We start from the raw sequence: 20,631 nt of genomic DNA on the forward strand, positions 1-20,631 counted from the left end.
GAGGACGTTCCATGAGCGAGATTCGGACAGCGGTACCGGGACAACGGGACACCGGAGACGAACGCATCCCGCACGTCCCCGGGTTCGCTCCGCGCGCCAGCGCGGGAGCGACGGACTCCCCCAAGAAGCAGGGCAAGCACCTGCGCGAACGGATCCCACGCTCCGCGCACAAGGAACTGTCCCTCCCCGCAGGCCGCCCCGACGCCCTCCGCGCCGTGGAGGAGTCGAGCCGCGACCGGGTCCCGGAACTCGCACCGATACGCGTCGGCAGAATGGCCGCCGGCCCCTTCGCCTTCCTCCGAGGCTCCGCCGGGCTCATGGCCCACGACCTCGTCGGCTCCCCTGTCACCGGCATCGCCGCCCAGATATGCGGCGACGCCCACGCGGCCAACTTCGGCCTCTACGGCGACGCCCGCGGCGGACTCGTCATCGACCTCAACGACTTCGACGAGACTGTCGTCGGCCCCTGGGAATGGGACCTCAAGCGGCTGGCCACCTCACTCGTCCTCGCCGGACGGGAGGTGGGCGCCGACGAGGACACCTGCCGGGCCGCCGCGTTCGACACCGTCGGCGCCTACCGCCGAACCATGCGGCTCCTGGCCCGGCTCCCCGTCCTCGACGCCTGGAACGCGATCGCCGACGAGGAACTCGTCTCCCACACCGACGCCCGCGACCTGGTCGGCACCCTCGAACGGGTCTCGGAGAAGGCCCGGAACAACACCAGCGCACGCTTCGCCGCCAAGTCGACCGAGACCGTCACCGACGCCGAAGGCGGCGGCCGACGCTTCGTCGACGCGCCACCCGTACTCCGCAGAGTCCCGGACGCGGCGGCGGCGGCCGTCGCCGCCTCCCTCGGCCCGTACCTCCACACCGTCTCGGAGGACCGCCTGCCGCTCCTCTCCCGCCATGCCGTCCACGACGTCGCGTTCCGCGTCGTCGGCACCGGCAGCGTCGGCACCCGCTCCTACGTCGTGCTGCTGCTCGACCACCGAGGCGAACCGCTCGTCCTCCAGGTGAAGGAAGCACGGCCCTCGGCCCTGCTCCCCCACCTCCCCGATGTCGGCTTCACCGTCCAGGAGCCCGGGCACGAGGGACGGCGCGTGGTCCTCGGACAAAAGCGCATGCAGGTCGTCAGCGACAACCTCCTCGGCTGGACCACGGTGCAGGGGCGCCCCTTCCAGGTGCGGCAGTTCCGCAACCGCAAGGGAAGCGTCGACCCGGCGGCCCTCACCGCCGACCAGGTCGACGACTACGGCCGTATGACCGGCGCCCTGCTGGCCCGCGCCCACGCGCACAGCGCCGACCCGCGCCTGATAGCCGGCTACTGCGGAAAGAACGAGGAACTGGACGAGGCGATAGCCGCCTTCGCCGTGGCCTACGCCGACCGCACCACGGCGGACCACGCCGACCTGGTGACGGCGGTACGCGACGGCCGGATTCCGGCCGAGCTGGGCGTCTGACGGCGGTGCCCGCCGCCCGGCGGCGGGCACGGCACACGGGGGCAGGGGGTGGGGAGGGGTGGGGGAGGGAGGGGGGAGGGGCCCCCGAGGGACCGTAGGCTGGTGAGGTGACGAGCCGGAGCGAGGACATGGACGTGGACCGAGACGCGGACGCAGGCGTGGACCAGGGACAGGACCAGGGCCCGTCCCAGGGTTGGGATCAGGGCTCCGCCCGGAGTGCTCACCAGGACGCCGCGCAGGGCCCCTCTCAGAGCGCCGCCCAGGGCCCCTCCGGGAGCGACGATCAGGGTTCGGGGCAGGGTCATGAGGCCGGTCCGGCCGGGGTGCAGGGTGCCGGGGAGCGGCCCGAGGCGCGGCTGGAGAAGGCCGTCAGGGTGGCCGAGCAGGCGTTGATCGAGTTCGAGATCGCGGTCGAGACGTTCCGGGTCGAGGTGGAGAACTTTTCCCGGCTGCACCACCAGAAGCTCGGTCCCATGTACGCGCGGCTCGACGAGCTGGACGCGCAGATCGCGGAGGCGCGGGCGGCCAGGACGGGCGACGCCGAGGATCTGCGGCGGGCGCGCGAGGCGCGGGCGGCCGTCATGCCGATGCCGGGCGTCGACGAGCTCTTCCATGACTGGCTCGACTCCGACGGTCTGTCCCCCGAGGCCGCCGCCATGCTGACCGATCAGCCGGTGCGGCCGCCGAAGCGGGTCAGGCCCAGTGAGGAGGCCCGCAAGCTGTACCGCGAGCTGGCGCGGAAGGCGCATCCGGATCTGGCTCGGGAGGATGGCGAGCGCAAGCGGCGCGAGGAGTTCATCACCCGGGTGAACGCGGCCTACGCCCGTGGTGACGAGACCATGCTGCGCGAGCTGTCCGCGGAGTGGGCGGCCGGTCCGACGCCGGCCGAGGAGCGGCTGAGCGAGAGCGAGGAGCTGTACGCCCGCCTCGAGTGGCTGTCGCAGCGCAAGGAGCTGCTGAGCCTGGTCGCGCGGGAGCTGGAGGAGAGCGCGATCGGCGCGATGCTGCGGATGGCGTCCGACGATCCGGACCATCTCCTGGAGGAGATCGCCGAGCAGCTGCTCGCGCAGGTTTCCGAGCGTGAGGCGGAGCTGGCCGGGCTGGTGCAGTAGTTTTCCCGGGAGGCTCGGTTTGGTTCGAGCGATCCGTACGCGTACGAGAGAAGGCACGTCCCATGAATTTCGCCCCGCTGCCCTCGGTGGACGCGGCCTCTGTGCCGGCCGATGCCCTGGTGTTGGACGTCCGGGAGGACGACGAGTGGGCGGCCGGGCACGTCGAGAACGCCCTGCACGTGCCGATGAGCGACTTCGTGGCGCGCTTCGGTGAGGTGACGGAGGCGGTGGCCGAGGGGCGTCGCGCGTATGTGATGTGCCGGGTGGGTGGCCGGTCGGCGCAGGTCACGCAGTATCTGGTGCAGCAGGGGATCGACGCGGTGAACGTCGACGGCGGCATGCTCGCCTGGGATGGTGCCGGGCGTCCGATGGTGACGGATCACGGCAGCCCGGCCTTCGTTCTCTGAGCGCTGTCCCCTGCCCTGCGGTGCTTCCGCCGCCTCTGAGCGCTCGGTGGCCTGAGGCGGGGGCACGTTTCAGGCGAGGGGATGGGCGGCCAGGAGGTCGCCCAGGGTCTCCTCGTGGGCCGCGGCGGGGCCGAGGGACAGTTCCAGCTGTTTGGCCCAGGCGTGGTAGCGGTGCAGGGGGTAGTCGGTGTCGGCGCCGAAGCCGCCGTGGAGGTGCTGGGCGGTCTGCACCACGCGGCGGATGCCTTCGGAGGCCCAGATCTTGGCGACGGCGATGTCGGCTTCCGCGGGGAGCGGGCCGCCGGCCGAGGTGCTGGTGCGCCAGGCGGCCTGCCAGAGGGTGACTTCCATGGCGCGTAGGTCGATGTAGCGGTCGGCGGCCTGGACGGCGACGGCTTGGAAGGTGGCCACGGGGTGGCCGAACTGTTCGCGTTTTCCGGTGTACCGGCTCGTCATGGTGAGGACGGCTTCACCGAGGCCCAGGGCGAGGGCGCAGGTGCCGGTGGTGAGGACGGCGCGGAGTGATTCCCAGGCGCCGTCGGTCTCGATGACGTCGGTGGGGTCGAGGCGGACGGCGTTGAGGTGGAGTCGGGCGAGGAGTTCGCCGCTGGTGGAGTACTGGTCGGCGAGGGTGACGCCCGGCTGGGTGCGGGGGACCAGGGCGAGGACGGTGCGTCCTTCGGGGGTGTGGGCGGGGACGGCGATGCGGTCGGCGCCGTGGGCCCAGGGGACGGCGCTCTGGAGGCCGTCGAGGGTCCAGTGGCTGTCGTCGCGGTGGGCGGTGACGGCCTGTTCGGCGGGGTCGTGGCCGCTGAGGCCGTTGGGGGCGGCGGTGAGGACGAGTTCGCCGCGGCCGACGCGGGGCAGGAGGCCGGCGGCGAGGTGGGCGTCGGCGTAGCGCTCGATGGTCATGGCGACGGCGCTGGTTTCGAGCAGGGGTACGCGGGCGAGGACGCGGGCGGATTCGCGCAGGACGAGGCAGAGGGCGATGGTGTCGAGGCCGGCGCCGCCGTGTGCGGGGGTCAGGACGAGGCTGAGGAGGTCGGCGGCGGCGAGGCGGGCCCAGAGGGGCCGGTCGAGGTCGTCGGCAACGGCGCCGGGGGTGAGGGCGGGGCTGGGTACGGTGTCGGGTGCGATGTCCGCGAAGGCCGCCCGGGCCGCCTCGGCGGCGGCCTGCTGTTCCTCGGTGAAGGTGAAGTCCACGGGCTTTCCCTTCCGTTGCCTGCCTGGCGTCTGTCGTGACGACCCGTCTGGCGGGTCCTGACGGGCCGTCAAGATAGAACAGGTTCTAGGCGATGGGAAGGGTCGCTCGGGCGGCGCGTGGGCGGTCAGCGGTCGAAGTCGAGCTCCACTTCGGGGGTGGCGGGGTGGGACTGGCAGGCCAGGACGTATCCGGCTTCGGTCTCCTCCGGCTCCAGGGCGAAGTTGCGGTCCATGCGCACCTCTCCGCCGACGAGGAAGGCGCGGCAGGTGCCGCATACGCCGCCCTTGCAGGCGTACGGGGCGTCGGCGCGGGCCTTGAGCACGGTGTCGAGGAGGGTCTCGCCCTCTTCCACGGGCCAGTTCCCGGAGCGGCCGTGGAGGGTGGCCGTCAGCGTGGCGTGGACCGGTGTGCCGGTGGCGGGAGCGGGGGCGTCGGTGGAGCCGTCGTCGACGTGGAAGATCTCCTGGTGGATCCGGCCGCGTGCCACTCCGAGGCCGTGCAGGGTCCGTTCGGCGCTCTGGACGAGTCCGAAGGGGCCGCAGAGGAACCAGCCGTCGATCTCGTCGACGGGCAGCAGGGCGGGGAGCAGGCTGGTGAGCCGTTCCTGGTCGAGTCGCCCGGAGGGCAGGCCTGACTGCTGTTCTTCGCGGGAGAGGACGGTGACGAGCTGGAACCGGTCGGGGAAGCGGTCCTTCAGGTCGGCGACGTCGTCGAGGAACATCGTGGAGGAGGCGGTGCGGTCGCTGCGGATGAGGCAGAACCGGGCGTCGGGCTCCTGGGTGAGGAGGGTCGCCGCCATGGAGAGGACGGGCGTGATGCCGCTGCCGCCGACCACGGCGGCGAAGTGGCCCGGGCGCGGGGTGAGGACGAAGCGGCCCATGGGCCGCATGACCTCGACGGTGTCGCCGACGGCCAGTTGCTTGAGCGCGTACGTGGAGAACTCGCCGCCGTCGACCAGGCGGATGCCGACGCGCAGTGCGGGGTCCTGTCCGGGCGGGGCGGCGGGGGCGCAGATGGAGTAGGTGCGGCGGATCTCCTCGCCGTCGCGCGCGGTGCGGCGCAGGGCGAGGTGCTGGCCGGGCGTGTGGCGGTAGGCCTCGCGCAGTTCGGGCGGGACCGTGAAGGTGACGGCCACCGAGTCGTCCGTGAGCTGCTCGACGTCGCTCACCCGGAGCGGATGGAACTCGGCCCGTCCGGCGCCTGAGGACACCATCTACAGCTCCTTGAAGTGGTCGAACGGTTCGCGGCAGGCGGTGCAGCGGCGCAGGGCCTTGCACGCGGTGGAGGAGAAGCGGCTCAGTAGCTCGGTGTCGGTGGAGCCGCAGTGGGGGCAGCGGATCGCGAGGGTGACCGCGACCGGTCCTCCGGCCGGGCCCTGGGGGCGGGGTGGTGCGATGCCGAACTCGGCCAGTTTGCGGCGGCCTTCGTCGCTGATGTCGTCGGTCGACCAGGCGGGTGCGAGGACGGTGACGACGGAGACGTCGGGGATGCCGTGCTCGTGGAGCGCGTGCTCGATGTCGTGGGACATGGTCTCGATGGCGGGGCAGCCGGTGTAGGTCGGGGTGAGTTCGACCTCGACGCGGTCGGGGCCGAGCATCCGGACGCCGCGCAGGACACCGAGTTCCTCGAGGGTGAGGACGGGCAGCTCCGGGTCGGGGACGGCGCCGGCGATGCGGCTCAGTTCCTCTTCCAGGGCGGTCATGGTCACCATGTCGCCCCCGGGTGGCTGCGGTGCAGGTGCTGCATCTCGGCGAGCATCCGGCCGAAGGATTCGGTGTGCAGTCCCTGCCGTCCGGCGCCGGCGGCCCAGGCGCCGGTGCGGGGGCCGTCCGGGAGGGTGAGGGTGGCCCGGGTGAGGACGGCGGTGAGGGAGTCGAGCCAGGCGGCTTCCATGGCCTTGTGGTCGACGTCGAGGCCGTCGACGGGCTGGAACAGTTCGCCGGTGTAGCGCCACAGGGCGTCGCAGGCGCGCTGCATGCGGTCGTGGCTCTCGGGGGTGCCGTCGCCGAGGCGGAGGGTCCAGTGTTCGGCGTGGTCCTGGTGGTAGGCGACTTCCTTGACGGCCTTGGCGGCGAGGCCGGCCAGGGGGCTGTCGCCGGTGGCCAGCTGTCCGTAGAGGAGTCGCTGGTAGGTGGAGAAGTAGATCTGGCGGGCGATGGTGTGGGCGAAGTCGCCGTTGGGCTGTTCGACGAGCTGGACGTTGCGGAAGTCCCGCTCCTCGCGGAGGTAGGCGAGCGTGTCCTCGTCTCCGACGAGGGAGAGCAGGACGCGGGCCTGGCCGAGGAGGTCGAGCGCGATGTTGGCGAGGGCTACGTCCTCTTCGAGGACGGGGGCGTTGCCCGCCCATTCGCCGAGGCGCTGGGCGAGCACGAGGGCGTCGTCGCCGAGGGCGAGGGCGGCCGCGGGGGTGAGTGCGGTGTCGCTCACAGGTGCTTCACCCCCTCCGGGATGTCGTAGAACGTCGGGTGGCGGTAGGGCTTGTCGGCCGACGGCTCGAAGAAGGGGTCCTTCTCGTCGGGGGAGGAGGCGGTGATCGCGGTGGAGGGGACCACCCAGATCGACACGCCTTCGTTGCGGCGGGTGTAGAGGTCGCGGGCGTTGCGCAGGGCCATTTCGGCGTCGGGCGCGTGCAGGCTGCCCGCGTGGGTGTGGGACAGTCCGCGGCGCGAGCGCACGAACACCTCCCAGAGGGGCCATCCGTCGGTGGTCATGCCCGTGCCTCCCCGTCCTGCCGGTCCGCGCGGGTGCCGCGCTCGTCGTGTTCGGTGTGCTGGTCGTTTGCGTGGTGTGTGGCGCGCGGGTCGTGCTTCTCGGCGTAGGCCGCGGCGGCCTGCCGGACCCAGGCGCCGTCTTCGTGGGCCTGGCGGCGCTTGCTGAGGCGCTGGTCGTTGCAGGGGCCGTTGCCCTTGAGGACTTCCCGGAACTCGTCCCAGTCGATGGGGCCGAAGTCGTAGTGGCCGCGCTCCTCGTTCCACCGGAGGTCGGGGTCGGGGAGGGTGAGTCCGAGCGCCTCGGCCTGGGGGACGGCGATGTCGACGAACCGCTGGCGCAGGTCGTCGTTGGAGTGCCGCTTGATCTTCCAGGCCATGGACTGGGCGGAGTGGGCCGACTCGTCGTCCGGCGGGCCGAACATCATGAGCGAGGGCCACCACCAGCGGTTCACGGCGTCCTGGGCCATGGCGTGCTGGGCCTCGGTGCCCTGGGAGAGGGCGAGCAGCGCTTCGTACCCCTGGCGCTGGTGGAAGGACTCCTCCTTGCAGATCCGGACCATCGCGCGGGCGTACGGGCCGTAGGAGCAGCGGCAGAGGGGGACCTGGTTGGTGATGGCGGCGCCGTCGACCAGCCAGCCGATGGCGCCGACGTCGGCCCAGGTCAGCGTGGGGTAGTTGAAGATCGAGGAGTACTTCTGGCGGCCGGAGTGGAGCTTGTCGAGCAGTTCGTCGCGTCCGGTGCCGAGGGTTTCGGCGGCGCTGTAGAGGTAGAGGCCGTGGCCGGCCTCGTCCTGCACCTTGGCCATGAGGATGGCCTTGCGCCGCAGCGAGGGCGCGCGGGTGATCCAGTTGGCCTCGGGCTGCATGCCGATGATCTCGGAGTGGGCGTGCTGCGCGATCTGGCGGACGAGGGAGGCCCGGTAGGCGTCGGGCATCCAGTCGCGTGGCTCGATGCGCTCGTCGGCGGCGACGGCGGCGTCGAACACCGCCTCATAGGCGGCCTGGGTCGCTTCCTGGGCCGTGTCCTGCCCGGGCCGCGCGTGCTGCGCGTCCGGGGTCACTGCTGTCGCTGCCGTCCCTGCGGTCATCAGATCCCCTACCGACCGATCGTTCGGTTGAATGACTTCAATGGTGGGTCGGCGGCCCGTATGGTGTCAACCCTGTGGATAACGTGGTGGGCCGATCGGGATCGGGGCGGGGATGGACGCGTACGACGGCGAGGATGTGCGTGAGGGGGTTCCGGCGCCCCCGTACGAGGCCCTCCGGCCCGGCGCCGGGATAGCGTCCCTGTCGATGCCGTACCAGGTCGTCGCCGCCGTCGCACTGGCCGTCGTCGGGGTCTTCGCCTGTGTCCACGTCGGCATGGTGTTCCTGCACGTCGCGCCGTCGAACACGCTGACCAAGCAGCACGGGGCGGCGGTCGACGGCTGGGTGTATCCCGAGTTCGAGCAGAACTGGAAGCTCTTCGCCCCCAACCCGCTCCAGCAGAACATCGCCGTCCAGGTGCGGGCCGAGGTCGCGGCCGACGACGGCCCCCGGCGTACCACCGACTGGATCGACCTCACCGCGCAGGACGCGGAGCGGATCCGCGGCAGCCTGTTGCCCAGTCACACCGACCAGAACGAACTCCGGCGGGCCTGGGACTTCTACCTCAACTCCCACAGCGCCGACCACCGGCCCAACGGGCTGCGCGGCCGGCTCTCCGAGAGCTACATGCGCAGGATCGTGATGCTCCGGCTCGCCGAGGAGGACCTCGGCGGCACCGTGGAGGCCATACAGCTCCGCTCCTCGACCCGCGCCGTCCCCGCTCCCGTCTGGAGCGACGAGAAGACGAACACCGACCCGGTCCACCGGGAGGTGCCGTGGTGGAAGGTGCGCTCCGCCGACCTGCCCGAGCGGACGCGGGACGACCGCGAGGAGGGGGACCGGTGAACCCGTCCACACCCCACGCAGCCCACGGCCGCGACGCCCGTGAGCCGATCGACCGGCGGCTCGCCCGGGCCGTCCAGCGCGTCACCGCGTCGGCCCTCGGCCCCTACCAGAGCGCCATCGTTCGCATCGGCTTCTCCCTCACCTGGCTGCTCTTCCTGCTGCGCGAGCTGCCCCACCGCCACGAGCTGTACGGACCGGACGGCCCCTGGTCGTGGGAGATGGGCCGGCAGCTGATCACGGACAACGGCGCCTTCACGGCGCTGATGTGGTCCGACGGCCGGCTGTGGTTCGAGGTCGTCTACGGGCTCGCCGTGCTCTCCGCCCTCCTGATGCTGCTCGGCTGGCGCACCCGCGCCGTGTCGGTGGTCTTCATGGCCGGGGTGCTGTCGCTGCAGAATCGCTCCATCTTCGTCGGCGACGGCGGCGACAACGTCGTCCACCTCGCCGCCGTCTACCTCGTCCTGACCCGCTGCTCCCAGGTCTGGTCCCTGGACGCGCGCCGGGCGGCGCGGGAGGCGTACGAGGCCGGGGACGAGCCGCCGCCGCGGCGGGACGTCGTCGGGCCGCTGCTGTGGACCGTGCTCGGCGGGTTCCTGCTCGCCGCCACCGCCTTCTCCGGTGTGACCGGCGAATGGTGGCTGCTGGTGCTGATGTGGGTGCTGTGGCTGGCGCAGGCGCTGTGGTGGCTGGTGTGCCGCTTCGCCCCCGGCGAGCCACGCGTCCTGCTCGACGTGCTGGCCAACCTCGCTCACAACGCCACCCTCGTCGTGATCATGGCGGAGGTGTGTCTGATCTACGCCACGGCGGGCTGGTACAAGATCCAGGGTTCGCGCTGGCAGGACGGCACCGCCCTCTACTACCCGCTCAAGCTGGACTACTTCGCGCCCTGGCCGGCCCTCTCCGACGTGCTGGGGTCGAGCGCCGTGATGGTGATGGCGCTGACCTACGGCACCGTGTTCGTCCAGGTCGCCTTCCCCTTCGCGCTGTTCAACCGCAGGGTCAAGAACGTCCTGCTGGTCGCGATGATGCTGGAGCACGCGGGCATCGCCGTCCTGCTCGGGCTTCCCGTCTTCTCGCTGGCGATGATCTCCGCGGACGCCGTGTTCCTGCCGACGGCGTTCCTGGTGGGGCTCGGCGCGGTGGTGGGGCGCGGCCGGGACCGGCTGCTGTCGCGGCTGCCGGGCCGGTCGGTGCCGAAGCAGCGCCGTACGGGCGAGGAAGTCGCCCCCCGTACCCTCGTCGGGTGAGCACCACCGAGAATCCCGAGGCCGGCGGGTCGGCCGAGCCGGTCCAGTACGACGAGGGGCACGCGCCCGAGGTCGGCGTCGGGCCGCACCCGCTGCCCTGGCCGGAGGGCGAGCGCTACGACCGCGAGCTGCTGGCCGAAGGCGACCGGCGCAACGTCGTGGACCGCTACCGGTACTGGACACGGGAGGCGATCGTCGCCGACCTGGACACGCGGCGCCACGACTTTCACGTGGCGGTGGAGAACTGGGGCCACGACTTCAACATCGGCTCCGTGGTGCGCACCGCGAACGCCTTCCTGGCCAAGGAGATCCACATCGTCGGCCGCCGGCGCTGGAACCGGCGGGGCGCGATGGTCACCGACCGCTACCAGCACGTGCGCCACCACCCGGACACCGAGTCGCTGACCGCGTGGGCCGCGGCCGAGGACCTCCCGATCATCGGGATCGACAACCTGCCGGGCGCGGTGCCGCTGGAGCGGACCGTGCTGCCGCGGCGCTGCGTGCTGCTCTTCGGGCAGGAAGGGCCGGGGCTCACCGAGGAGGCCCGCGAGCACGCGATGATGGTGTGCTCGATCGCCCAGTTCGGCTCCACCCGGTCGATCAACGCGGGGGCGGCGGCCGCCATCGCCATGCACGCGTGGGTGCAGCGGTACGCCGAGATCGACGCGAGCGCGCAGCTCGCCGCCCTCCCGGAAGGCGCGGAGGCGCCGTAAGGGCCTCCGCGCCGGTGGGGTCAGGCCTGGCGGCGGACCTCCACCACCCGGAAGCGGTTGGAGACGAACGCCCCGTCGCACAGGGCGGCGTTCGCGGCCGGGTTGCCGCCGGAGCCGTGGAAGTCGGAGAACGCGGCCGTCTGGTTGACGTACACCCCGCCCGTCAGGTTCAGCGAGAGCTGGGCCGACTCCTCCAGACAGACCTCCTCGACCGCGCGCTCGACCGACGCGTCGGTGGTGTACGCGCCGACCGTCATCGCGCCCTTCTCGCGGACCGTGCGCCGCAGCAGCTCGAGGGCGTCGTCGGTCGAGTCGACCGAGACGGCGAACGAGACGGGGCCGAAGCACTCGGAGAGGTACGCGGCCTCGGCGTCCGGCTTGGAGCCGTCCAGCTTCACGATGACGGGCGTGCGCACCACGGCGTCCGGGAAGTCCGGGTTGGCCACCTCGCGGGAGGTGAGCGCCACCTCGCCGAGGTCGGCGGCGGCCTCCAGACGCGCCTTCACGTCGGGGTTGACCAGAGCGCCGAGCAGGGCGTTCGCCCGGGCGTCGTCGCCGAGGAGCCCGCCGACCGCCCCCGACAGGTCGGCGACGACCTCGTCGAACGACTTGGGGCCGGCGTCGGTCGTGATGCCGTCGCGGGGGATCAGCAGGTTCTGCGGGGTGGTGCACATCTGGCCGCTGTAGAGCGAGAGGGAGAACGCCAGATTGGACAGCATGCCCTTGTAGTCGTCGGTGGAGTCGACGACGACCGTGTTGACGCCGGCCTTCTCGGTGTAGACCTGCGCCTGGCGGGCGTTGGCCTCCAGCCAGTCGCCGAAGGCGGTGGATCCGGTGTAGTCGATGATCCGGATCTCGGGGCGGACGGCCAGGGTCTTGGCGATGCCCTCACCGGGCCGCTCGACGGCCAGCGCGACCAGGTTCGGGTCGAAACCGGCCTCGGAGAGGACCTCGCGGGCGACGCGGACCGTGAGCGCCAGGGGCAGCACGGCGCGGGGGTGCGGCTTGACCAGGACCGGATTGCCGGTGGCGAGGGAGGCGAACAGGCCGGGATAGCCGTTCCAGGTCGGGAAGGTGTTGCAGCCGATCATGAGCGCGATGCCGCGGGCGACCGGCGTGAACTGCTTGGACAGCTCCAGCGGGTCCCGCTTGCCCTGCGGCTTGGACCAGTCGGCGCTGCCGGGGGTGCGGGTCTGCTCGGCGTACGCGTACGCCACGGCCTCCAGGCCGCGGTCCTGGGCGTGGGGGCCGCCGGCCTGGAACGCCATCATGAAGGCCTGGCCGCTGGTGTGCATCACGGCGTGGGCGAATTCGTGGGTGCGGGCGGAGATCCGGGCGAGGATCTCCACGCAGACCAGGGCCCGGGCTTCGGCCCCGGCGTCGCGCCAGGCGGCCATGCCGGCGCGCATGGCCGGCAGCAGGACGTCGATGTCGGCGTGCGGGTACTCGATGCCGAGTGCCGGGCCGTACGGCGAGACCTCGCCGCCGGTCCAGCCGTCCGTGCCGGGCTGGTCCAGCTCGAAGCGCGTGCCGAGCGCGGCCTTGTGCGCCTCGAGTCCGGCGGCGGCGTCCAGGGAGCCGTTCTCGCCGTACGCCTTGGGGTGCTCGGGGTGGGGTGACCAATAGGCACGGGTGCGGATGGTGTCGAGCGCCTGGTCGAGTGTGGACCGGTGCGTCGCGGCCAGGTGGTCGATGGTCAGCTGAGCGGCGGCCATGGGCGCAACTCCTCGTCGAGCTGGGCAGGGTCAGGCGGACAGAGTTAGAGTAACCGAACGATCGGTCGGGACAAGGGGGTCTGTCGAAGCTGTGGACACCCCATCGGGGAGGATCAGTCGTATGACCGCCAATGTGAGCGACGCGGTGCCGGACGCCGGTACCGAAGCCATCGACCGGAGCCGCGGCGTCGCTGTCGTCGGCACGGGCACCATGGGCCAGGGAATCGCCCAGGTGGCCCTGGTCGCCGGCCATCCCGTACGGCTCTACGACAGTGCCCCCGGCCGGGCCGAGGCGGCGGTGGCCGCCCTCGCGGCCCGGCTGGACCGGCTGGTCGAGAAGGGCAGGATGGACCGGGCGGAGCGCGACGGCGCGGTGGCCCGGCTGCACGCCGCCGCCGACCTGACCGAGCTGGCCGACGCGGCGCTCGTCGTCGAGGCGATCGTCGAACTGCTCCCGGTCAAGCAGCAGCTCTTCGCCGAGCTCGAGAAGATCGTCGGCGACGACACCCTGCTCGCCACCAACACCTCCTCCCTCTCCGTCACCGCCATCGCGGGCGGGCTGCGCCTGCCCGGCCGGTTCGTCGGCCTGCACTTCTTCAACCCGGCCCCGCTGCTGCCGCTCGTCGAGGTCGTCAGCGGCTTCGCCACCGACCCGGCCGCCGCCACGCGCGCGTACGAGACGGCGCGGAGCTGGGGCAAGACGCCGGTGCGCTGCGCCGACACCCCCGGCTTCATCGTCAACCGCATAGCCAGGCCCTTCTACGCGGAGGCGCTGCGGGTGTACGAGGAGGGCGCGGCCGACCCGGCCACCATCGACGCCGCCCTGCGGGAATGCGGCGGGTTCCGGATGGGGCCCTTCGAGCTGACCGACCTCATCGGCCAGGACGTCAACGAGGCCGTGACCCGCTCCGTGTGGGAGTCCTTCTCCCAGGATCCCAAGTTCACCCCCTCCCTCGCCCAGCGCCGGCTGGTCGAGTCGGCGCGGCTCGGCCGCAAGTCGGGGCAGGGGTGGTTCCCGTACGGGGAGGGCGCGACGGCCCCCGAGCCGCACACCGCGCCGCCCGCGGAACCGCCCTCCGCGGTGGTCGTGCAGGGCGATCTGTACCAGGCGGAACCGCTGGTCCGGCTGCTGCAGGAGACGGCGTCCGTCACCGTCGACCTCCGCGAGGACGCGGTCGCCGGCTACCCGGGCTGGATCGAGCTGCCGAGCGGGGCCCGGCTCTTCCTCACCGACGGGACGGCCGCCGACGACGCGGCGATGCCCGTCATCCACTTCGACCTCGCGCTCGACTTCGCCACCTGCGAGCGGATCGTCCTCGCGCCCGCCGTGACCGTGGACGAGCGGTCGCTGCGGGAGGCGATCGGGCTCTTCCAGGCCCTCGGCAAGAAGGTCAGCGTCATCAAGGACGTCCCGGGCATGATCGTCGCCCGTACCGTCGCCATGCTCGCCGACTTCGCCCTGGACGCCGCCACGCGTGCGGTGGCGGACGCCGACGACATCGACACCGCGATGCGGCTCGGCGTGAACTACCCGCGCGGCCCGCTCGCCTGGGCCGAGGAGCTGGGCGCGGACTGGGTCCTGGAGACGCTGTCGAATCTCCACGAGGAGTACCCGACGGGCCGCTACGCCCCCTCCCAGGCGCTGCGCCGCCGGGTGGCCGCCGACGCGGCCGCGGCCGCGTCGGAGCGGGACGCGGACGCGACGGGCGGGGAGGGCGCGTCGTGACGACCGCGAAGCGGGACACCTACACCCCGGAGACGCTGCTCTCCGTCGCCGTCCGGGTCTTCAACGAGCGGGGCTACGACGGCACGTCCATGGAGCACCTGTCCAAGGCCGCGGGCATCTCGAAGTCCTCGATCTACCACCACGTCTCCGGCAAGGAGGAGCTGCTGCGGCGGGCGGTCAGCCGGGCGCTCGACGAGCTCTTCGCCATCCTCGACGAACCGGGGGCGAGCCAGGGGCGGGCCATCGAGCGGGTCGAGTACGTCACCCGGCGTACCGTCGAGGTGCTGATGGCGGAGCTGCCGTACGTCACCCTGCTGCTGCGGGTCCGGGGCAACACCAGGGCCGAGCGGTGGGCACTGGAACGGCGGCGCGAGTTCGACCAGAGAGTGGCCGATCTGCTGAAGGCGGCCGCGGCCGACGGGGATCTGCGGGCCGATGTGGACATTCGGCTCGCCACCCGTCTGCTCTTCGGCATGATCAACTCGCTGGTGGAGTGGTACCGGCCGCATCCGGGCGGGGACGCGGACCGGGAGCAGCTGACGGACACCGTCGTCCACCTCGCCTTCGACGGGCTGCGGACGGCCCGCTGAGACAGCCGGGCGGGGCCCGCCGGGCGGTGGGCCGCCCGGTGTGGCCCGCCCCGGGCGCGGGGGGCGGTGGTGCGCGTGCAGGGCCCGAGGGCCGTGCCGTGGGCCGGGGCGTGGTGGGGAACCCACCCGGTCCGCCGTCACCCCGCGTGGTCGGGGTCCAGGTCCGTCTCCTCGAAGACCAGCAGCGTGCGGGTCGAAAGGACCTCGGGAATCGACTGGATCCGGGTGAGGACCAGCTCCCGCAAGGTCCGGTTGTCCGGGGTGTGCACGAGCAGCAGGACGTCGAAGTCGCCGCTGACCAGTGCGATGTGCGCCGCTCCCGGCAGGGCCTGGAGCTGCTCGCGGACCGTGCGCCACGAGTTCTGGACGATCTTGAGCGTGATGTAGGCGGAGGCCCCGTGCCCCGCCCGCTCGTGGTTCAGCCGGGCGCTGAACCCCCGGATCACCCCGTCGTCGATCAGCCGGTTGATGCGGGCGTAGGCGTTGGCGCGGGAGACGTGGACCCGCTCGGCCACGGCGCGGATCGACGCGCGCCCGTCCGTCTGGAGGATGCGGAGGATGGACCTGTCGATGGCGTCCAGCGGCCGCGCCGCGGAACCCCTCTCCCCCTCGTGGGCCATTTGTTCATCCGCCATGTCCCCCCGCCTCTCTCCCATGGACGACCTGCCTCTATCCCAGGCTGTGGAGAACCGATTGTCCACAGGCTGAGGGCGCCTGTAGCCAAAATGCCTCCACGACCGAACAATCGGTAGGTGAGGCGCGCCACATTCGCGCCACCCGTCTTCGGGTCTTATGCCCGCTCCCACGAGGAGGTGGACTCGTTGCAACAGCGCAGTTCGACAGTCCAAGAGCCCCCCGCTGCCGCCCCGGTCTACCGGCCCACCCCGCCTCCGGCGTGGAAGCCGCGCACGGACCCCGCCCCGCTGCTGCCCGACGCCGAGCCGTTCCGGGTCCTCGGCACGGACGCCGTGGCCGACGCCGACCCCGAGCTGCTGCGGCGGCTCTACGCGGAGCTGGTGCGCGGCCGGCGGTACAACGCCCAGGCCACCGCCCTGACGAAGCAGGGCCGGCTCGCGGTCTACCCGTCGACCACCGGCCAGGAGGCCAGTGAGGTGGCCGCCGCGCTGGCGCTCGAGGACCGCGACTGGCTCTTCCCCTCGTACCGCGACACCCTGGCGGCCGTCGCCCGCGGTCTCGACCCCGTGCAGGCGCTGACGCTGCTGCGCGGCGAATGGCACACCGGATACGACCCGCGGGAGTACCGGATCGCTCCGCTGTCCACCCCGCTCGCCACCCAGCTGCCGCACGCCGTCGGCCTGGCCCACGCCGCCCGGCTCAAGGGTGACGACGTGGTCGCGCTCGCCATGGTCGGCGACGGCGGCACCAGCGAGGGCGACTTCCACGAGGCGCTGAACTTCGCGGCCGTCTGGCAGGCCCCCGTGGTGTTCCTGGTGCAGAACAACGGCTTCGCGATCTCCGTACCGCTCGCCAAGCAGACCGCCGCGCCGTCCCTCGCCCACAAGGCCGTCGGATACGGCATGCCGGGCCGGCTCGTGGACGGCAACGACGCCGTCGCCGTCCACCAAGTGCTCACCGAGGCCGTGGCGCGCGCCCGTCGGGGCGGCGGACCGACGCTGGTCGAGGCCGTCACCTACCGCATCGACGCCCACACCAACGCCGACGACGCCACCCGCTACCGCGGTGACGGCGAGGTCGAGACGTGGCGGGCCCACGACCCGATCCGGATCCTGGAGCGGGAGCTGACGGAGCGCGGACTTCTCGACGAGGACGGCAAGCGTGCGGCGGCCGAGGCCGCCGAGACGATGGCCGCCGCCCTGCGCGAGCGGATGAACGCCGACCCGGTGCTGGACCCGATGGACCTGTTCGCGCACGTCTACGCCGAGCAGACCACGCAACTGCGTGAGCAGGCGGCTCAGCTGCGCGCCGAACTCGACGCCGAGAGCGAGGCGTGATGACCACCGCGCAGAAGACGGCGGACCGGGCCGCGGCCAAGCCCGCCACCATGGCGCAGGCCCTGCAGCGGGCCATGCGCGACGCGATGGCCGAGGACCCGACGGTGCACGTGCTCGGAGAGGACGTCGGCACCCTCGGCGGCGTCTTCCGGGTCACCGACGGGCTCGCCAAGGAGTTCGGCGAGGACCGCTGCACGGACACCCCCCTGGCCGAGGCGGGCATCCTCGGCACGGCGGTCGGCATGGCGATGTACGGGCTGCGGCCGGTCGTCGAGATGCAGTTCGACGCCTTCGCCTACCCCGCGTTCGAGCAGTTGATCAGCCACGTCTCGCGGATGCGGAACCGCACCCGCGGGGCGCTCCCGATGCCGCTGGTGGTCCGGGTGCCCTACGGCGGCGGCATCGGCGGCGTCGAGCACCACAGCGACTCCTCCGAGGCGTACTACATGGCGACCCCGGGGCTCCATGTCGTCACCCCGGCCACGGTCGAGGACGCCTACGGCCTGCTGCGGGCGGCCATCGCCTCCGACGACCCGGTGGTCTTCCTGGAGCCGAAGCGGCTCTACTGGTCGAAGTCCGACTGGTCGCCCGAGGCGCCGAAGGCGGTGGAGCCGATCGGCAAGGCGGTGGTGCGGCGCAGCGGCCGCAGCGCCACGCTGATCACGTACGGGCCTTCCGTGCCGGTCTGTCTGGAGGCGGCGGAGGCCGCGCGGGCCGAGGGCTGGGACCTGGAGGTGGTCGATCTGCGCTCGCTGGTGCCGTTCGACGACGAGACGGTCTGCGCGTCGGTGCGGCGCACCGGCCGGGCGGTCGTGGTGCACGAGTCGACCGGCTTCGGCGGGCCGGGCGGGGAGATCGCGGCGCGGGTGACCGAGCGCTGCTTCCACCACCTGGAGGCGCCGGTGCTGCGCGTCGCCGGATTCGACATCCCGTATCCGCCGCCGATGCTCGAGCGGCACCACCTGCCGGGCGTGGACCGCGTCCTCGACGCGGTGGCGCGGCTGCAGTGGGAGGCGGGGAGCTGATGGCCCAGGTGCTCGAATTCAAGCTGCCTGACCTCGGCGAAGGCCTCACCGAGGCGGAGATCGTGCGCTGGCTGGTGAACGTCGGCGACGTCGTCGCCATCGACCAGCCCGTCGTCGAGGTCGAGACCGCCAAGGCGATGGTGGAGGTGCCCTGCCCTTACGGGGGTGTGGTGACGGCACGGTTCGGTGACGAGGGAACCGAGCTTCCCGTCGGCGCTCCCCTGCTGACCGTCGCGGTCGGCGGCACGGAGACCGGGGCGGGGACGGTCGCCGCGTCGGCCGGCGCGGCTGCCGGGTCCGCCGGGGCGAGCGGGTCCGCGGGCACCGCCGCGGCTGCCGAGTCCTCGGAGTACTCCGGCAACGTGCTCGTCGGGTACGGCACGGCCGGACCCGCGGCCCGACGCCGCCGGGTCCGCCAGGCGAGCCCCGCCGCGGCGGCGGCCCCCGCCGCCACACCCTCGGCGCCCGCTGCCGCACCCTCGGCGCCCGCCGTTTCCGCGGAGACCGCGAACGGTGCCCACGACGGGCCCGTCCCGGTCATCTCGCCGCTCGTGCGCAAGCTGGCCCGGGAGCGGGGACTGGACCTGCGGGAGGTGCGCGGGTCGGGACCGGAAGGGCTCATCCTGCGCGCCGACGTCGAGCAGGCCCTGGCCGCCGCGGCGACCCCTGTGCAGGCCCCTGTCACCGCACCCACGCCTGTCGCCTCCGCGGCGCACGGCGAGCGGATTCCGCTGCGCGGGGTCCGGGGGGCCGTGGCCGACAAGCTGTCGCGCAGCCGGACGGAGATCCCGGACGCGACGTGCTGGGTCGACGCCGACGCGACCGAGCTCCTGGCCGCCAGGGCCGCGATGAACGCGGCCGGCGGCCCGAAGATCTCGCTCCTCGCGCTGCTCGCCCGCATCTGCACCCACGCGCTGGCCCGCTTCCCGGAGCTCAACTCCACGGTGGACACGGCCGCCAGGGAGATCGTCCGGCTGCCGTCCGTGCACCTCGGGTTCGCGGCACAGACCGAACGCGGCCTGGTCGTCCCGGTCGTCCGGGACGCCGGTACGCGCACGGCGGAGTCCCTGACGGCGGAGTTCGCGCGGCTGACCGAGGCGGCCCGGCAGGGGACGCTGACCCCGGCCGACCTGACCGGCGGGACCTTCACGCTGAACAACTACGGGGTGTTCGGTGTCGACGGCTCCACGCCGATCGTCAACCACCCCGAGGCGGCGATGCTCGGCGTCGGCCGGATCATCCCGAAGCCCTGGGTCCACCAGGGCGAGCTCGCCGTACGGCAGGTCGTCCAGCTGTCGTTCACGTTCGACCACCGGGTGTGCGACGGCGGCACGGCGGGCGGCTTCCTCCGCTACGTCGCGGACTGCGTGGAACAGCCCGCGGTGCTGCTCCGCACCGTCTGATCCACGGCCGGGGGCGGGCCAGGACGGCCCGCCCCCCCCGGACGGTGACCTTTCGACAGGGCGGCGGCCCCGGCCCCGCACGTGGCCTCCCGTCGCCGGAGGCGTGTTCGGGCGCCTCCTGTCCCCCTGAAGCCCTCTGAAGCCCCCGGACCCGGCCCGTGCCCTGGGGCGGGCCCCGGGCAGGCGGGGGATGTCTCCGTCCGTGAGACGTCGCCGATCTTCCGGGTGCATCCCGCCGGGCGCGGCCCATACTGCTGGGATGACGACCGCGTATGACGCCATCGTGCTGGCCGGAGGGGCCGCCAGGCGGCTCGGCGGGGTGGACAAACCCCAGGTGAGGGTCGGTGGGCGGGCGCTGCTCGACCGGGTGCTCGGCGGCTGTCGGGAAGCCGCCAGGACGGTCGTCGTCGGGGACCGACGTCAGACCGTGCGGCCCGTGGAGTGGACCCGCGAGGAGCCGCCCGGCGGGGGACCGCTGGCCGCGCTCGACGCCGGAGTCCGGCGGGTGACGGCCGAGCAGGTGCTCGTCCTCTCCGCTGACCTGCCTTTTCTCGACGAGACGACCGGTCGCCGTCTCCTCGACACCCTGAACAAGACGTCAGGCCCGCCCGACGCGCCGCCTGCCGAGGTCGCGCTGCTGGTCGACGGCGAAGGGCGCGACCAGCCGCTGGTCGCCGCCTACCGCACCGAGTCACTGCGGCGTGAGCTGTCTCTCATCGCCGCCGAACACGGCATCCTCAGCGGCCTCCCCCTGCGTCTGCTCACCGGAAGGCTCCGCACCACCCGGGTCACCGCGGAGCCCCTCGCCTCCTTCGACTGCGACACCTGGGAGGACATCGCCACGGCCCGGGCCCGTATCAGGGAGCATGGGAACGTGCTGGACGAATGGATCACCGCAGTCAAGGACGAGTTGGGCATCGAGATCGACGTCGACACCGGCGTCCTGCTCGACCTGGCTCGTGACGCCGCCCACGGGGTCGCCCGCCCCGCCGCGCCGCTGACCACGTTCCTGGTCGGCTACGCGGCGGCTCAGGCAGCCGCCGGTGGCGAAACCGCCCCGGAGGCGGTCGCCGAGGCCGCCCGCAAGGCCGCGGCGCTCGCGAACCGGTGGGCCGCGGAGACGGAGCAGGGCACCGCAGGATGACACCGCAGGAGCGCGGGACCGACACCCGCCCGCAAGCCGTCGCCGCCACACGTGCCACCACCGGCCTCGACCCCCGCCCCGGCCCGCGGGCCGCCACGGGGCCCGAGGCCGGCCCTGAGGCGACTCCCGGCCCTCAGGCCGCCCCCGGCCGTCGAACCGGCTCCGGACCCGAGCCCGGAGCGAGGCCCGCGACCCCCTCCAAGCCCACGACCCGCTCCGCCCCCTTGTCCGGCCACGACCCTCTGTCCGGCCTCGCCCCCGAGACCGGA

General features: G+C 72.8%; 20 protein-coding genes. 12 read left to right on the forward strand and 8 right to left on the reverse strand.

Features of this window, described 5'->3' with window-relative positions; translation table 11 throughout:
* Window positions 1-11: 11 nt before the first annotated feature.
* The 3 genes from ACZ68P_RS08835 (at window position 12) to ACZ68P_RS08845 (ending at window position 2,979) form a co-directional block, all read left to right on the forward strand.
* On the forward strand, window positions 12-1,460 hold the full coding sequence (locus tag ACZ68P_RS08835; RefSeq protein WP_471004302.1) for a DUF2252 domain-containing protein: 1,449 nt from the start codon (window positions 12-14) through the stop codon (window positions 1,458-1,460).
* Window positions 1,461-1,567: 107 nt separating this feature from the next.
* On the forward strand, window positions 1,568-2,572 hold the full coding sequence (locus ACZ68P_RS08840) for a J domain-containing protein (protein WP_471004304.1): 1,005 nt from the start codon (window positions 1,568-1,570) through the stop codon (window positions 2,570-2,572).
* Between the two features lie 62 nt (window positions 2,573-2,634).
* Window positions 2,635-2,979 carry a rhodanese-like domain-containing protein gene (locus ACZ68P_RS08845; RefSeq protein WP_471004306.1) on the forward strand — a complete coding sequence of 115 codons (345 nt, stop codon included), beginning with the start codon at window positions 2,635-2,637 and terminating at the stop codon, window positions 2,977-2,979.
* A gap of 69 nt (window positions 2,980-3,048) precedes the next feature.
* On the opposite strand, the gene ACZ68P_RS08850 is transcribed toward ACZ68P_RS08845, so the two are convergent.
* The 6 genes from ACZ68P_RS08850 to paaA form a co-directional block, all read right to left on the reverse strand.
* Entirely contained in the window at window positions 3,049-4,182 is a 1,134-nt protein-coding gene (locus ACZ68P_RS08850) for an acyl-CoA dehydrogenase family protein (protein ID WP_471004308.1), read from the reverse strand.
* Window positions 4,183-4,307: 125 nt separating this feature from the next.
* Window positions 4,308-5,396: a 2Fe-2S iron-sulfur cluster-binding protein gene (locus ACZ68P_RS08855; protein ID WP_471004310.1), complete on the reverse strand. Its 1,089-nt coding sequence runs from the start codon at window positions 5,394-5,396 to the stop codon at window positions 4,308-4,310.
* On the reverse strand, window positions 5,397-5,894 hold the full coding sequence (gene paaD / locus ACZ68P_RS08860; RefSeq protein WP_471004312.1) for a 1,2-phenylacetyl-CoA epoxidase subunit PaaD: 498 nt from the start codon (window positions 5,892-5,894) through the stop codon (window positions 5,397-5,399).
* Window positions 5,888-6,610 (reverse strand): 1,2-phenylacetyl-CoA epoxidase subunit PaaC, encoded by a 723-nt coding sequence (gene paaC, locus ACZ68P_RS08865; protein WP_471004314.1) that lies wholly within the window; start codon window positions 6,608-6,610, stop codon window positions 5,888-5,890. The genes paaD and paaC overlap by 7 nt, the downstream gene beginning before the upstream one ends.
* Window positions 6,607-6,894 (reverse strand): 1,2-phenylacetyl-CoA epoxidase subunit PaaB, encoded by a 288-nt coding sequence (gene paaB / locus ACZ68P_RS08870; protein WP_356887161.1) that lies wholly within the window; start codon window positions 6,892-6,894, stop codon window positions 6,607-6,609. The genes paaC and paaB overlap by 4 nt, the downstream gene beginning before the upstream one ends.
* Window positions 6,891-7,982 carry a 1,2-phenylacetyl-CoA epoxidase subunit PaaA gene (gene paaA / locus ACZ68P_RS08875; RefSeq protein WP_471004316.1) on the reverse strand — a complete coding sequence of 364 codons (1,092 nt, stop codon included), beginning with the start codon at window positions 7,980-7,982 and terminating at the stop codon, window positions 6,891-6,893. Before paaA ends, paaB begins: the two co-directional genes overlap by 4 nt.
* A 112-nt stretch (window positions 7,983-8,094) precedes the next feature.
* Here paaA and ACZ68P_RS08880 point away from each other — a divergent pair, with 112 nt between their 5' ends.
* From ACZ68P_RS08880 to ACZ68P_RS08890, 3 genes are read left to right on the forward strand one after another with little or no spacing between them, the layout of a single operon-like run.
* Window positions 8,095-8,826, forward strand: a complete 732-nt coding sequence (locus tag ACZ68P_RS08880; RefSeq protein ID WP_365713196.1) for a DUF5819 family protein — start codon at window positions 8,095-8,097, stop codon at window positions 8,824-8,826.
* Entirely contained in the window at window positions 8,823-10,073 is a 1,251-nt protein-coding gene (locus tag ACZ68P_RS08885; protein WP_471004318.1) for an HTTM domain-containing protein, read from the forward strand. The genes ACZ68P_RS08880 and ACZ68P_RS08885 overlap by 4 nt, the downstream gene beginning before the upstream one ends.
* Window positions 10,070-10,786 (forward strand): TrmH family RNA methyltransferase, encoded by a 717-nt coding sequence (locus ACZ68P_RS08890; RefSeq protein WP_471004320.1) that lies wholly within the window; start codon window positions 10,070-10,072, stop codon window positions 10,784-10,786. Before ACZ68P_RS08885 ends, ACZ68P_RS08890 begins: the two co-directional genes overlap by 4 nt.
* A 20-nt stretch (window positions 10,787-10,806) precedes the next feature.
* On the opposite strand, the gene paaN is transcribed toward ACZ68P_RS08890, so the two are convergent.
* Entirely contained in the window at window positions 10,807-12,501 is a 1,695-nt protein-coding gene (gene paaN / locus ACZ68P_RS08895; RefSeq protein WP_471004322.1) for a phenylacetic acid degradation protein PaaN, read from the reverse strand.
* Window positions 12,502-12,622: 121 nt separating this feature from the next.
* Between paaN and ACZ68P_RS08900 the strand changes: the two genes are divergently transcribed.
* A complete protein-coding gene (locus ACZ68P_RS08900; RefSeq protein WP_471004324.1) occupies window positions 12,623-14,227 on the forward strand; it encodes a 3-hydroxyacyl-CoA dehydrogenase in 1,605 nt (534 codons plus the stop codon).
* Entirely contained in the window at window positions 14,224-14,817 is a 594-nt protein-coding gene (locus ACZ68P_RS08905; protein WP_365713186.1) for a TetR/AcrR family transcriptional regulator, read from the forward strand. Before ACZ68P_RS08900 ends, ACZ68P_RS08905 begins: the two co-directional genes overlap by 4 nt.
* Window positions 14,818-14,954: 137 nt before the next feature.
* On the opposite strand, the gene ACZ68P_RS08910 is transcribed toward ACZ68P_RS08905, so the two are convergent.
* Entirely contained in the window at window positions 14,955-15,452 is a 498-nt protein-coding gene (locus ACZ68P_RS08910) for an Lrp/AsnC family transcriptional regulator (protein WP_365713184.1), read from the reverse strand.
* 177 nt (window positions 15,453-15,629) lie between these two features.
* Between ACZ68P_RS08910 and pdhA the strand changes: the two genes are divergently transcribed.
* The 4 genes from pdhA to ACZ68P_RS08930 all read left to right on the forward strand — a co-directional run bounded on the left by pdhA (window position 15,630) and on the right by ACZ68P_RS08930 (window position 20,362).
* Window positions 15,630-16,790, forward strand: coding sequence for a pyruvate dehydrogenase (acetyl-transferring) E1 component subunit alpha (gene pdhA, locus ACZ68P_RS08915; RefSeq protein ID WP_471004905.1), 1,161 nt, complete (start codon window positions 15,630-15,632; stop codon window positions 16,788-16,790).
* Window positions 16,790-17,815, forward strand: a complete 1,026-nt coding sequence (locus ACZ68P_RS08920; RefSeq protein ID WP_365713182.1) for an alpha-ketoacid dehydrogenase subunit beta — start codon at window positions 16,790-16,792, stop codon at window positions 17,813-17,815. Before pdhA ends, ACZ68P_RS08920 begins: the two co-directional genes overlap by 1 nt.
* Window positions 17,815-19,218, forward strand: coding sequence for a dihydrolipoamide acetyltransferase family protein (locus tag ACZ68P_RS08925; RefSeq protein WP_471004327.1), 1,404 nt, complete (start codon window positions 17,815-17,817; stop codon window positions 19,216-19,218). The genes ACZ68P_RS08920 and ACZ68P_RS08925 overlap by 1 nt, the downstream gene beginning before the upstream one ends.
* 259 nt (window positions 19,219-19,477) lie before the next feature.
* Window positions 19,478-20,362, forward strand: coding sequence for an NTP transferase domain-containing protein (locus ACZ68P_RS08930; RefSeq protein ID WP_471004329.1), 885 nt, complete (start codon window positions 19,478-19,480; stop codon window positions 20,360-20,362).
* Window positions 20,363-20,631 lie beyond the last annotated feature (269 nt).

It is taken from the genome of Streptomyces sp. NPDC036822 (assembly GCF_055609145.1).

Coding starts and splice junctions, on each gene's coding strand:
- ACZ68P_RS08835 (WP_471004302.1), top strand. CDS start 12: ATGAGCGAGATTCGGACAGCGGTACCGGGACAACGGGACACCGGAGAC.
- ACZ68P_RS08845 (WP_471004306.1), top strand. CDS start 2,635: ATGAATTTCGCCCCGCTGCCCTCGGTGGACGCGGCCTCTGTGCCGGCC.
- ACZ68P_RS08855 (WP_471004310.1), bottom strand. CDS start 5,396: ATGGTGTCCTCAGGCGCCGGACGGGCCGAGTTCCATCCGCTCCGGGTG.
- paaD (WP_471004312.1), bottom strand. CDS start 5,894: ATGGTGACCATGACCGCCCTGGAAGAGGAACTGAGCCGCATCGCCGGC.
- paaB (WP_356887161.1), bottom strand. CDS start 6,894: ATGACCACCGACGGATGGCCCCTCTGGGAGGTGTTCGTGCGCTCGCGC.
- paaA (WP_471004316.1), bottom strand. CDS start 7,982: ATGACCGCAGGGACGGCAGCGACAGCAGTGACCCCGGACGCGCAGCAC.
- ACZ68P_RS08880 (WP_365713196.1), top strand. CDS start 8,095: ATGGACGCGTACGACGGCGAGGATGTGCGTGAGGGGGTTCCGGCGCCC.
- paaN (WP_471004322.1), bottom strand. CDS start 12,501: ATGGCCGCCGCTCAGCTGACCATCGACCACCTGGCCGCGACGCACCGG.
- ACZ68P_RS08900 (WP_471004324.1), top strand. CDS start 12,623: ATGACCGCCAATGTGAGCGACGCGGTGCCGGACGCCGGTACCGAAGCC.
- ACZ68P_RS08910 (WP_365713184.1), bottom strand. CDS start 15,452: ATGGCGGATGAACAAATGGCCCACGAGGGGGAGAGGGGTTCCGCGGCG.
- ACZ68P_RS08920 (WP_365713182.1), top strand. CDS start 16,790: ATGACCACCGCGCAGAAGACGGCGGACCGGGCCGCGGCCAAGCCCGCC.
- ACZ68P_RS08925 (WP_471004327.1), top strand. CDS start 17,815: ATGGCCCAGGTGCTCGAATTCAAGCTGCCTGACCTCGGCGAAGGCCTC.
- ACZ68P_RS08930 (WP_471004329.1), top strand. CDS start 19,478: ATGACGACCGCGTATGACGCCATCGTGCTGGCCGGAGGGGCCGCCAGG.